At 54.7% G+C, this 13,179-nt stretch carries 9 protein-coding genes; 6 read left to right on the top strand and 3 right to left on the bottom strand.

Annotation, left to right across the window (positions count from 1 at the left end):
* The first annotated feature begins 21 nt into the window (after positions 1-21).
* The 3 genes from DHN12_RS18070 to DHN12_RS18060 all read left to right on the top strand — a co-directional run bounded on the left by DHN12_RS18070 (position 22) and on the right by DHN12_RS18060 (position 4,933).
* Positions 22-1,605 (top strand): sulfatase-like hydrolase/transferase, encoded by a 1,584-nt coding sequence (locus tag DHN12_RS18070; protein WP_108861446.1) that lies wholly within the window; start codon positions 22-24, stop codon positions 1,603-1,605.
* Positions 1,606-1,677: 72 nt separating this feature from the next.
* A complete protein-coding gene (locus DHN12_RS18065) occupies positions 1,678-2,478 on the top strand; it encodes an outer membrane protein (protein WP_108861445.1) in 801 nt (266 codons plus the stop codon).
* Between the two features lie 520 nt (positions 2,479-2,998).
* A complete protein-coding gene (locus DHN12_RS18060) occupies positions 2,999-4,933 on the top strand; it encodes a DUF3604 domain-containing protein (RefSeq protein ID WP_108861444.1) in 1,935 nt (644 codons plus the stop codon).
* 403 nt (positions 4,934-5,336) lie between these two features.
* Here the strand turns inward: DHN12_RS18060 and DHN12_RS18055 are convergent, their stop codons facing one another.
* A complete protein-coding gene (locus DHN12_RS18055) occupies positions 5,337-6,290 on the bottom strand; it encodes an SDR family oxidoreductase (RefSeq protein WP_108861443.1) in 954 nt (317 codons plus the stop codon).
* A gap of 168 nt (positions 6,291-6,458) precedes the next feature.
* Between DHN12_RS18055 and DHN12_RS18050 the strand changes: the two genes are divergently transcribed.
* Positions 6,459-7,352 (top strand): AraC family transcriptional regulator, encoded by an 894-nt coding sequence (locus tag DHN12_RS18050; protein ID WP_108861442.1) that lies wholly within the window; start codon positions 6,459-6,461, stop codon positions 7,350-7,352.
* A 413-nt stretch (positions 7,353-7,765) separates the two neighbouring features.
* On the opposite strand, the gene DHN12_RS18045 is transcribed toward DHN12_RS18050, so the two are convergent.
* Together DHN12_RS18045 and DHN12_RS18040 are read right to left on the bottom strand one after the other, a co-directional pair.
* Entirely contained in the window at positions 7,766-9,076 is a 1,311-nt protein-coding gene (locus tag DHN12_RS18045) for a sensor histidine kinase (RefSeq protein ID WP_255415474.1), read from the bottom strand.
* A 53-nt stretch (positions 9,077-9,129) separates the two neighbouring features.
* On the bottom strand, positions 9,130-9,798 hold the full coding sequence (locus DHN12_RS18040) for a response regulator transcription factor (protein WP_108861441.1): 669 nt from the start codon (positions 9,796-9,798) through the stop codon (positions 9,130-9,132).
* 139 nt (positions 9,799-9,937) lie between these two features.
* On the opposite strand from DHN12_RS18040, the gene DHN12_RS18035 reads away from it, so the two are divergent.
* Positions 9,938-11,026, top strand: a complete 1,089-nt coding sequence (locus DHN12_RS18035; RefSeq protein ID WP_108861440.1) for a tricarboxylate transporter — start codon at positions 9,938-9,940, stop codon at positions 11,024-11,026.
* Between the two features lie 79 nt (positions 11,027-11,105).
* Positions 11,106-13,136, top strand: a complete 2,031-nt coding sequence (locus tag DHN12_RS18030; protein ID WP_108861439.1) for a tripartite tricarboxylate transporter permease — start codon at positions 11,106-11,108, stop codon at positions 13,134-13,136.
* Positions 13,137-13,179 lie beyond the last annotated feature (43 nt).

Raw genomic sequence — 13,179 nt, 5'->3', positions numbered from 1 at the left:
GCAGCTTTTGGGAGGGAGATTATGAGACGGACACTTGAAGTGGGAGCCGTTGTTTTGGCCTGTTTGGCAGTCGTCACACCCGCAAGCGCCCTGGAACCGGACGGTCCGCATTTAGCTCATGCCCAACGCAATGCGGAAATATGGGCGGCAGAAGACGTTGAAATCGATGCGAAACTTGCGTCTCTTGAGGAGCTCTTTGGAAAGAAGCCTAACATCATTTACATCCTTACTGATGATATCGGCTGGGGTGAGCTTGGCTGGCAGGGTGGCGGTAAGCATCGGGGCACGCCTTCAGAAGAATTAGATGCAATGGCTTTTGACGGAATGCGGTTTTGGTCTGCCTATGCAGAGCCTTCGTGCACGCCAACAAGGATCGCGATCAACACTGGTCGACACCCAGTAAGGACAGGCCTGCTTACCGTACTGTGGCCGGGGCAAGTGGATGGGTTGTCGGCTGAAGAAGTAACAACGGCGGAGCTGCTGTCAGAAGTTGGCTATAGCACGGCTATGTGGGGCAAGTGGCACTTGGGTGACTTACCGGAGCATGCACCGGAAAACCAAGGATACGATTACGCCTACTACGGGCTTTTCAATGGTGCCCCGGACTTTTGGCAGGCCTCTTACGAAGACCAAAGCGGAACGTTCCCGTTTGCAGATTTTCCCGGAAATGATGCCTATCTGGACGGCGCTGGAATTGACTTGTCCGTCGCTGGTTACGTCGGTCGCAAAGGCGAAGGCCGCACCCCTATTGAGGGCGCACCGGGGATACTGGCCCCCGAACGCCAAGAAGCTTTCGAGAATGAGTCGATTAGCCAGATCACCAAGTTCGTTCAAGACCATGCGCAAGACGATAACCCGTTTTTTGTCTACTGGGCTTCATACGCTTTGCAACTCGCTGCTTCGCAGGAATTCAGCGATGATCCAAGTGTAGACAAAAACAACCGCCAAGCTTCGTTCATGGCGCTTCACAACAAGCATGTGCGGCAACTCCTGGATACGCTGAAAGAAGAAGGCATTGCCGAGAACACGCTGGTCGTTTGGATGAGCGACAATGGTCCGATGTATGCCTTCTGGCCGACCGCCGGGTACACTTTGTTGCAGGGCGCAAAAGGAGATGTGCTTGAAGGCGGCATCCGCGTACCGGCAATGGCGTGGTGGCCCGGCATGATCGAACCGATGCAAGACCCGATGGATGTTATCCACGTCACTGATCTGTTTACCACGGCGGCGCGGATCGGTGGTGCGCTGGATAAAATTCCAAATGACCGAATAACGGACGGGGTCGATCAGACTTCTCTACTTTTGAATGGCGAAGGTCACGGTCGGCGGAATTTCATAGCGCACTACAGTGGCGAAGTCCTTGGAGCCTTCCGCTACGATGATTTCAAAATCCATATCAAGGAAGGTCACGGGGGCTTACCGGGGATGGATTTCTTCAACATCATGCGGGACCCGGGTGAAAAGTACGGCGCTCTCTACCCGGGACTTTGGGTCGTGCAACCGATGCAGCAATTATTGGGTATGCACATGGGGCGAGTGGAGCAGTTTCCACATCGGTCGCCAATGACTCCTGAAGAAGCCCGCTTAAAAGCGCAAAGCCATTGATGGTGTTGGTTCCGAGGCATTCTTTCGGTGCTTCGGAACCCGCTCGTTTAGTCAAGAGAAATGAGAATTGTTATGATTAACAGAAGCCTGATTGCGACATCCGCCGCAATGACATCGTTGGCTGCAAGTGCTTCATTTGCCGAACCGATCCCACTTGCGGGCCAAAGTGAAGATGAATGGCGGCAGACGTTGGCGATCTATGCCTTTTTACCAGCAAGAACGAGCGGAACGTCAACCGTCGCTGGTGCCACCATTCCGCTTGATCTTGATTTTGGCGATGCGCTAGAGCTTTTGGATTTTGCTGCCGCTGGCCGGTACGAAATCTGGCGCGGCGATTGGGGTTTCATAATTGACGCTAACTATGTCTCTCTGGAGGCAGATGGAAACCTACCAACTCCAGGAAGTGCCGCGTTTACTGCAGATATCCGACAAAAATGGATTGGCTTGCTTGCGGCCTACAAAGCTGTCGATGCTGTCAGTGACAATGGCCAGCGCTACGCCGTCGATCTGCAATTTGGTGCTCGCTACAACTCATTGAGGCAAGAAATCACAGTTTCGTCGCCCCTGCCAGTTCCTGTTCTTGGAGGAGATCAGGGATGGTGGGAGCCAGTAATTGGTGCTCGCGGCACATGGGTGCTTAATGACCAATGGACAGCAATTGCATCATTGGACCTTGGTGGTTTCGGCGCGGGGGGCAACGATTTGCAAATCGGCGCCAACATCGGAGTTGATTGGCGCGCTTGGGACAGCGCGTCACTTTTCTTTGGCTGGCGCTACTACAGCATGGATTATAGCGACAGCCTCTTTACAGGTGCATTTGAATATGACGTTGATCAACATGGTCCGGTGCTCGGTGTTAAATTCAGATTCTGATTTGCACAACACCATCTATGCTCCAGCACTGAATACGATTTGAATGTCAGCTTCGTCCGCAAGCCGGTCGTAGCTAAGTTTTGGGAGAGCGACCGCTTTTGGTGAGAGCGGTCGTTCCTGTTCAAAACTCCGGGTTTTTCGGGGGTGAACGTCCGTTCAAAGCCGCTAATCGGTCATCTGAGTAAACCCGTCAGGTGACTGCGTTGAGCCCGAAGCAGACGATTTCTTCGCAATGATCGCCAGAGTTAATCTAGCTTTCAGTTTTTAGTTGAACGGACCCCGCCCGGTCCGGAAACACCTCGCGGCTTTCAGCCGACATTAGATGAGCTAGCCAACGATATTCACTGTCTCACAATCCTCTTTATGACCGCATCGCTGGTCTAAAACAGACCCAGCGTGCTTGCAACGTAGCCGCTGATCCATCATCCTCACATAAGAAACGTTGGTGTTTGCGTTGTCAGCTTTTGGTCCGGTGTGGCGAATGCAAATCCAAAACGAATTGCAACGCGGAGGACGATCTATGCCGATTTCAAAAAAACCTTGGACGCGGCGAATAGGTGCGTTCGCAGTACTGACCTTTGCAACTGGAATTGGTCACAGCTCAACTGCTCAGGTGCAAGATGTGCTTCCCGCAAAAGAAGATGTGACGGCCAATTTCGAAACCGACCACTTTTCACCTTATGCAGGACGGAATTTCCCGACTCGGGTATTGTGGGGTGACACGCACTTGCACACGGAAGTTTCGGTGGACGCTGGAACAATGACCCGTATGAGCCAAGAGGAGGCGTTCAGGTTTGCGCGCGGTGAAGAGGTCACTACAACTCATGGACTTAAAGCAAAGCTAGGACGCCCGCTGGATTGGCTGGTAATAGCGGATCACGCTGAAATGTATGGGCTGATGCCTCAGCTTCTCTCTGGTGACCCGGACTTGCTATCACAACCACAAGCCAAGGCATGGTATGATGAATTGGTCACAAATGACCCTGATCGGATCTTCGCAACGGCTATGGAGATCGTTGCGTCTCTTTCTCAACCGACTCCACCTTTCGAAGGCACCAAGGCCGTAAAAAACGCTTGGAGAAAGTACACAGCATTGGCGGAGCGCTACAATGAACCGGGCGTTTTTTCGGCTCTCATTGGATATGAGTGGACCTCACAGGGAGGCGATAACATTCATCGCAACGTGATATTCCGCGATGGTGCCGACATGGCAAACGCTGTTGTCCCTTACTCCCAGTTTGACAGTCAGAATCCTGAGGACTTATGGGCGCATTTGGCTGAGTACGAAAATCGCACCGGCGGTGATGTGCTCGCCATTCCACATAACGGCAACCTCAGCAACGGCCGCTTGTTTAGCGTTTCAAACTTTGATGGAACGCCTCTCACAGCGGAAATGGCCACCTTACGTGCACGGTTTGAACCGGTCATTGAGACTACACAAATCAAAGGCGACAGCGAGGCCCACCCATTTCTATCTCCCGACGACGAGTTCGCGGATTTCGACACGTGGGATGCGTCAAATCTCAACGGTACGCAAGCCAAGACACTAGATATGTTGCAGTATGAATACTCCCGTGAGGCCTATAAAACCGGTCTAATGTTGGAAGATACAATTGGTATTAACCCCTACAAGGTTGGCCAAATTGGCTCCACCGACGCGCATACCGGTATGGCTGCGGTCGAAGAAGAGAACTTTTTTGGCAAACACTCTGGTGTAGAGCCAGAGCCAAATAGGTGGGAGCACGTGGTCATCGAAGCCCCAAACCCGGAGTTTACTATTTATGGGTGGCAACAAGCTTCGGGTGGATATGCCGCTGTCTGGGCAACCGAAAATACGCGTGAGGCGATTTTTGACGCCTTGGAAAGACGTGAAGTATACGGAACCACCGGATCGCGAATAATGTTGCGCTTTTTCGGTGGATGGAACTTCGAGGAAGAAGACGCAAACTCGCGCCTTCCCGCTGATATCGGTTATGCGAAAGGTGTACCAATGGGCGCCGATCTGCCCAAGCGTTCAGACAACGGGGTGCCAAACTTCCTCGTTGCTGCGCTGAAAGATCCTTTCAGCGGCAACCTTGATCGTGTGCAGATTGTGAAAGGCTGGTTAAATGATGACGGGACGCGTGGCGAAAAGGTCTACGATGTGGCCTGGAGCGACGACCGGCAACCTGGCGCTGACGGTAAGCTGCCGTTAGTTGGCAACACAGTAGACGTAGCAAATGCAACTTGGACCAATACCATTGGATCGCCTGAGTTGCTTGGCTTCTGGCAAGACCCTGATTTTGACCCAAACCGAAGAGCTTTTTACTATGTTAGGGTGTTAGAAATACCAACTCCACGATGGACCGCGTATGAAGCAAAACGCTTTGAAGTTCAGATGACAAACGACGTGCCTATGGTTACAACCGAACGGGCTTATTCCTCACCGATTTGGTATACTCCGAGCGGTCAATAAACGCAGCGAACCTTCTCCAATGCGCAGCTGGCTGCTGTTTAATCAAATGTCTGCGCGATCCGATAGATGCGTTTTAAGAGCTGTATTCCAATGGCTGCTTTGTCCCGCATGCGAGACGTTGCACAGAGACGCAGAGAATGTCCGGATTGGATTTCGGCCGATTTGAGTGATTTGAACGTCCACTTTCGGGAAATCGCGCTGTAGTGCCGCTACTCGTTCCAACTTTTGGTGGGCTCGCGACCACCAAACTCGACGCATGAGCAAAAGGCAGCTTCGTCCCGCTTAGTGGTCATTCGCGATTTTTTGACCAACGTCCGCGTTGAGCCCATTCTACTAAATGCTCCACGGTGCACGAATTTCCGATGGTGGGTGAAGCATCACCAGCCGCACGGGACCCGTTGGATCAAATCTCCCACTTCAAGCCTGTTTCTTGTTCACTGACCTCCCAAAGCCTTGCCATGACGGTCTTGTCATACGCGTGTGGGTTCAATTTACCCTTGCCAACCGGGCCAACGGCTTCAAGGCGGCCCGTTGGCCCGTAAAGCGCGCGTTGTTCGGTCAAAGCCTCTTCGGTGGCGCACATGACTTCGGGATAGGACCCTTGCTCGGCAGTCTGAACCATCGGTGTTTTGGTCATGAGCCACCAGATGAACCGCATCGTCCGGCTACCGCTCGTGCTGATCAGTGACGTTGCCGACGAGCCGGGATGGCAGACATAGACCTCGACCTCGGTGCGCCCAGCGGCGGCAAGCCTGTCCTGTAATTCATAGGCGAACATCATTTGCGCCAGCTTGCTTTGTGAGTAGGCGGTATTCGGCCCGTAACCCTCTTCCCAGTTCATGTCGTCGAACTTGATCGTCTTCAGGCCCATGTTGTAGCCAAGACTTGCCACGACAACGATGCGGCCCTTTGAGGCTTCGATCCGCTCAAAAAGAAGGCCACAGAGTAGGAAGTGACCGTAATGGTTGGTGCTGAGCTGGCTCTCAAACCCATCCTCTGTCAGCTTGCGGGTTGGCACCTGTGCGATGGCCGCATTGCAGATGAGCGCATCAATCCGGGGAACCGAATTCAGAACCTCGTCCGCAGCTTTGCGTACGCTTGCGAGGGAGGCCAGGTCCATGCGAATGAAGCTCACGTCCGCCCCGCTTCCGAACTCACTTTTCAGGTCCGCGACAGCTGCCTGAGACTTCTCTGCCGAGCGGTTCAACATCACGACTTTGGCCTTCTTCTTAAGAAGCGTCCGCGCGGCCTGGAACCCGGCACCGGCGTTGGCACCCGTGATGAGGTAGATCTTGCCGGAGAGATCACCAAGGCGCTCGGGCGTCCAGCCGTTGGGTCCGAATGTGGTATCTGGCATCTTTTGTCTCCTATCTGCGTTGGCGCGGGGACAGAGTGAATTGTGTTTCGGCTTGGAAATGCAGATAGCTCTCACCAGAATGCGGAAACAGGCGAGATCATCGCAAATACTTGCCCGATTGTATCAAGGTAGTTGCCTGCATCGATGTAAAGCCTTTAAATCTCTCATATGAGTAAGGATCAGATCAAGCAAATCATAGCAGACCGAACCGAAACGGACGGCCTGACCGAGACGGGCATCAAGGGTGTGCGGTTTTTTCGCGCCACCCAATCAATCCCCTGTGTTCCCGCTGTTTATGAGCCCTGTGTCGTGGCCATTGTCAGCGGGATGAAGGAAGCCGTCCTGGATGGCCGAAGATACGAATACGACAACAGTCAATATCTCTGCTGCCCAATGTCGATGCCGGTCAAGGCGGGGACGCCTTTGGCCTCGCATGACAACCCTCTCTACGGGATTATGATCTCACTGGAACAACGTGTTTTGACTGAACTGGCGATGGAGATGGAAAATGCCGGGGGCGTTCTGCCTTCGGTCAAAAGAGAATTGCGGGAGCCCGGAATTAGGCTCGCGCGATGGGACGATGGTTTTACTGATGCGCTGCTACGGCTACTGCGCCTCGGATACAGCGAGACGGATACAGCGGTTCTCGGCGAGGCGCGATTGCGTGAATTGCTTTATGCGATCCTAAAGGGAGAAGCTGGCACCTTCGCACGGCAAGCATTCGGTGCTGGCAACGCCATCGCACGTTCAATTGCGCATGTGTCGTCACATCTGGATGCGCCGATCTCCATAGAGGATATGGCAAGCCGAGCGGGCATGAGCCGGGCGGTTTTCCATCGCAAATTCAAGCAGGTCACGACGATGGCTCCAATCCAGTTCGTTAAGACGATGCGCCTCAACAACGCCGCCATGAAGATCGCGGGCGGGATGCCTGTGAACGAAGCCGCAATGGACGTTGGTTACGTCAGCCCGTCCCAGTTCAGTCGCGAGTTCAGGCGCATGTATGGGCAATCGCCGAGGCAATGGGGTGAGGCACAGAAACTACTGGTCAAAGTTGCTTGAGGCAGACTTGCGTGAGCAGAGCGGACATTGGAGCCACCGCGGCGAAGGGGAGCTTTGTCCCGCATGTGAGACATAGAACGGGCGCGCAGCGAATGTCCGGTTTGGGTTTCGGCCCATTTGCAAGATTTGAATGTCCGGTTTCGGGAAATCGTGCTGCGCCGCCACGGGCAATTCCGTGACACGGTCCGGCAATCGAGGTGATTTTCGCTGCACTGGCATCAGGCCGCAAAGTCCCGCATCTCGGCCATCCGTGCATATCGCAGCGAATGACCGCTGTGAGCCCAAAGACGACATAGATACAGATTTTGAGAGCTGCGTTCTTCGCTCAGGGCGAAAACCTGAATTTCGCAGCAATCGCAAAAACTCGCGTTGACTTTGGCTGGTTTTGGGTTCCGAGTGAAATTAGAAACAGCTTACAGGACTATGGGAAGCTCAAGCGTAATGCTCGCTCCTCTTTCGACTTGGTTGATTTCGATCATTCCTCCGTGGCGCTCCGCCACTGCAGAGACGATGGACAACCCCAATCCGCTGCCCCCGGAATGCTCCAATTGAGAAAACCGATTGAATGCCGCTTCGCTTTGGTCTGGCGAAAGGCCAGCACCATCATCGGTCACAGTTAGGTTGACGTATTTGCCGTCACACCGCAGCACCACTGAAATTTGGCTCAACATTGTGCCACCGTGTTTGACTGCGTTGTCCAACAGGTTCTTTATAGCCTCAATCAGAAAGACCCGGTCACCGATTACCGGGACCGCCGTCTCAGGTATCGTGACATCGAACTCGATACCCTTTGCTAGGATTTGAACTCCCATCTCCGCGCAGGCCTCTTCCACGACCGAGCGGAAGTCAATTTTTTCCATTTGGTCTTGGTGCGTCGGCTGCCTGAGCCTTTCAAGTGATAACAGCTGTTCCGCGACAGTCGCTGAGTTTTTTGCAGCCGCCACAAGCTCTGAGATACGTTTTTCTCGGTCGTCATCCGTTTTCGCGTCCTGCAGAGCTTCGGCCATCGACTGAACAGCCGCCGCCGGGTTTCGCAGCTGATGTGCTGCTTCGGAAATAAACACTTGATGGGCGTTGATGCTTTTTTCCACCTGACCAAAAAGCCGGTTCAGGGTTCTAACAACACCCTGAACTTCGATCGGGACAGGGCGCTTAATCTCACTGAGGTCATCTGGTGAACGCAGGTCAATTGCGTCCTGCAAATCCAGCAAAGGCCTCAGTCCACGAGCGACGCCGAACCATACCACAATGGCGAGGGTGGCCAGCAGAATTCCCATGAGAATTCCTGCGCGGATTGACAGTTCATTTGCGAAAGCGTTGCGATCCGCCATACGTTGCCAGACTGTAACTGTCGCATCTCCGATTAGATTTTCTATGGTCACTCGTTCCGTCATTTTAAGAACGCGCACTGGTTCTTGGCGGTAGAGCGCTTCGAAAAACTGCGGCTTGTACACCTCTTGATCAGACGGGTTGGTGGCGGCCGGAGGGTAGGCATAGCCTGTCACATAGATGCCGCCGGGGCCCGTTACGTGGTAAAAAATCTCTCCACCTGATGCGTCACGGATCATGCTGCGTGTCGTTGGTGACAGCGCATCACCTCCCGAAATCGCAACATCTCGTGATATTGCGAGACCAGCAGATAACAGGCTGTCATCGAACAATTCCTGAGCCGTTTTCTGCGCAATCATAAAACGCCAAAGACCAAGCAGAGCAGCAATTAGCACCAAAGGGGTTAGGATAAGAATGAAAAGTCTTAACCTGAGCGAGCCGTGATTGATCACTTCTGCACCTCAAGCAGATACCCCAGACCACGGGCTGTCTTAATCCTAATACCGAGATCTTGAAGACGTTTTCTCAGCCGCGATACATGAGGTTCGACGGCTGAGGCCTCGACATCGGCACCCACGCCGTAGACGTAATCCGTTAGTTGGCTTTTGGGAACAATTCTGCCCCTGCGTTCCAACAGGCACTCAAGCACCGCGACTTCCCGCCGCGGAATATCCATAACCTTGCCCTGTACACTTACCTGACGGGCAGCGCGGTCGAATTCCAGGGCGCCGATGCTCTCTTTTGCTCCGTAGTCGAGTTCCTTGCGTCGAGAAAGCGCCCGGATACGTGCTTCCAACTCGTCCATTTCGAATGGCTTAACCAGATAGTCATCGGCGCCCATATCCAACCCCGAAACCCGGTCGCTTGTTTCGGCACGTGCCGTAAGCAAGATCACCGGTACGCCGTCACCACGATTGCGAAGAGATTTCAGGATCTCCAGTCCCGACTGTCCAGGCAAATTGATGTCCAGAACAACTAAGTCTGCGCCCTCTTGCGCAAGATACAAGTCAGCCTCATCGCCATCCAAAAGCACTTCTGCTGCATGACCCCGGTCACGTAGGCGATAGGCAATAGCTTTGGCGAGGGTCTCGTTGTCTTCGACGATGACGATCCGCATCGGGTCTCCTGCAAGTTTCGCGCAAGGTTGGCACTCCATGATTGCCAGATGGGAGGGGGAATCAACCCCACAGTTCTATTTGCGATCACGGTAGCGCGGAGGGCGTTGACGTGGTTGTCTGGTCAACAGGGAGGAACCAATGACCATTTCTAACTTCACCCGCCGCGCCGTCGTGGGGCTGATCGCCGCCGCCGGTATCGCCGCACCTGCCGCAGCCGAGGTTGATTTCTCGGGTAAGACTGTGGAATGGGTCATCCCGTTCTCGGAAACCGGCGGGTCTGCCAAATGGGCCAACTTCTTTGCGCCGCTTCTGTCCGAAGCGCTGCCGGGTCAACCGACCGTAGTGGTGAAATTCATGCCGGGCGCTGGTTCGACCAAGGGCGCGAACTGGTTCCAGGAGCAGAGCCATGACGACGGTACGCTGCTGTTTGGCACCTCCGGTTCAACTCAATTCCCATATCTGCTTAGTGATCCGCGGGTACGCTATGAATACAATGACTGGATTCCTGTCATGGCATCAGGAACCGGTGGCGTTGCCTACCTGAACGTAGAGGATGGCGCGAAATTTGATGGCTCGGCGAATGCGCTGAAGGACACCAACTTCATTTACGGTTCGCAGGGTGCGACGCGTCTTGACCTTGTACCGCTGTTGGCCTGGCAAATGCTTGGCATGAATGTCGAGCCGGTCTTCGGCATCAAGGGACGCGGAGACGGTCGTCTGATGTTCGAACGTGGCGAAGCCAATATCGATTATCAGACCTCGTCCGGCTACTTGGGTGGTTCGGCCCCGTTGGTTGAATCCGGTCAGGCTGTTCCGATGATGACCTGGGGTGCTCTGGATGCAGACGGCAACATCGTTCGCGACCCGACCTTCCCGGATATCCCGACTTTCAAAGAAGTGTGCGAAGCCACCGATGGCTGTGAAACCACCGGTGAGGCATGGGATGCGTGGAAAGCGTTCTTTGTAGCCGGGTTCCCGGTTCAGAAGCTGGCCTTCCTGCCGGGTGATACACCTCAGGAAGTGGTCGACGCATACACAGCTGCGTTCCAGGCTGTGACCGAGCGCGGCGACTTTGCCGATATCTCCTCGAAGCGCGTGGGCAAATACGCAGTGTTCGTAGGTGACGGCTCTAAAGCGGCACTGCAAACCGCGACAAACGTGGACGACAACGCCAAAGCCTACGTTCTGAACTGGCTCAAAGAAGCCTATGGTGTCGAGCTGAACTAAGCCCAAACACCACCGCGCGTGCCCCAATGTCGGGCGCGCGCTTTTCCAAACACAAGACAATTTATGAAAGGCGGCCGCTATGGAGGTTTTCGCCACAGCTGTTCCTGCGCTCAGTGACGCGTGGGGTCTGATCCTGCAACCTATCGTTCTGGGGTACCTTGTTCTTGGTGTCGTTATGGGACTGGCCGTAGGTGTTTTCCCGGGGCTTGGCGGTATTGCTGGTCTGTCCCTGTTGCTGCCTTTCATGTTCGGCATGGACCCGATCCTTGGATTGGCGTTGATGATCGGAATGGTTGCCGTTGTTCCGACCTCTGACACCTTCGCATCAGTTCTTATGGGCATCCCCGGTAGCTCTGCCTCGCAGGCTACGGTGCTGGACGGCTTCCCGATGGCGAAAAAGGGCGAGGCCGCGCGGGCATTGTCAGCGGCCTTTGCTTCATCGCTGTTTGGCGGTTTGGTCGGCGCAACTTTTCTGACCATGTTCATCTTGGTCGCGCGGCCCATCGTTCTGGCATTCGGTCTGCCCGAGATGCTGATGATCACCATTCTTGGCTTGTCGATGGTCGCCATTCTAGCCGGACGTATCCCGCTTAAGGGTGTCGCCGCCGCTGGGCTGGGCCTGATGGTCGGCACTATTGGCGAGGCGGACGCAGGCGGTTCGCTGCGTATGGCGACTTATGACATTCCTTACCTGACCGATGGTCTGAAGTTGGTCATCGTTGGCTTGGGTATCTTTGCGGTGCCCGAAATCGTCTCGCTGTTGCGACAAGACCGATCCATTGCCAAGGGCGCTTCGCTAGGGGCTGGATGGCTTGATGGCGTCAAAGACTGGGCTGCGAACATCTGGTTGTCGGTCCGCTGTTCGATCATTGGCGTGGTTGTCGGTGTTATTCCCGGCCTTGGTGGCTCGGTTGTTGACTGGATCGCTTATGGCCATTCGGTTCAATCGACCAAAGACAAAAGCAACTTCGGCAAAGGCGAAGTGCGTGGCGTCATCGGGCCGGAAAGCTCGAACAACGCCAAGGAGGGCGGGGGGCTCGTCCCAACACTGCTGTTTGGTATCCCCGGCTCGGGTTCCATGGCGATCTTTATCGGCGCTGTTGCACTGTTGGGATCCGGCGATATCGAGGTCGGTCCTAGCATGCTCAAGGATAATCTCGACATCACCTATTCAATTGTCTGGTTGCTGGCTCTCGCCAACGTGGTGGGGACTATCCTGTGTATTGCTGCCTCGGGTGGGATCGCCAAGCTGACGACAATCCGCTTCACCTATCTGGCGCCGTTTCTGTTCATGCTGATCAGCTTTGCGGCTTTCCAGTCCGGCCAAAACTTCGAAGACCTGCTGGCCCTGTTCGGCATCGGCCTGATCGGCATCTTCCTGCGTCGTTTCGACTGGTCGCGTCCGGCCTTTCTGATCGGGTTCGTTTTGTCGAACCCGGTTGAAAAGTTCACCAACCAGGCGTTTCAGATCGCCTCTTTCCGCTTCCGCAAAAGCTTTGGCGAAGGCATGGAGTACGTCTTCAGCCCAATCGTTATCGTACTGATCGTGGTCACCGTGGTTTCGGTCATTCTAGGCATTCGTCAAGCCAAGATGATCATGGCCGAAGGTGAGGTCAAATCCGGCAGCAAGCGCGCGCCGCTGATCTTTTTGCTGGTGATCATGGCCTATCTGATCGTGGCTTTGGTCAATGCCAACATGATCCCTGACTACAACATGACCGACAAGATCATCCCGCTGGTGATCGGCAGCGTGTCGCTGTTCTGCTGCGTCATTCTGTTGATCCAGATGATGCGGCGACCCGAGGGGGATGCAATCTTTGCCGACAAGGAAATTGCCGGCGAGGATGCAAGCGCGCCACATGGACTTTGGTCAACGCTCGCGTGGTTCGCAAGTCTGATCGCGGCCACCTGGGTTGTGGGGTTCATCCTCGCCCTGATCGGGTTCCTGATCGCCTTTCTCCGTATCCGCGCCGGGTCCAGCTGGCAGATGACTCTGATCCTGACCGCCTGCGGCATCGGGTTCATGTGCCTGATGGCGGGCGCTCTGAACCGGGATTTCCCGCCGGGTCTGCTGCAAGACATGGTGAACCTGCCATGGCCACTCAAGTAGGCGCTCCACGGATGCCCGGCCTGCCAATCTGGCGGGTCGGGCA

The sequence above is a fragment of the Ruegeria sp. Alg231-54 genome, from assembly GCF_900143525.1.
In the GTDB taxonomy this organism is placed as follows: Bacteria; Pseudomonadota; Alphaproteobacteria; order Rhodobacterales; family Rhodobacteraceae; genus Ruegeria.
The sequence above is the reverse complement of the archived record's forward strand: the minus strand, read 5'-3'. Positions and strand labels throughout refer to the sequence as shown.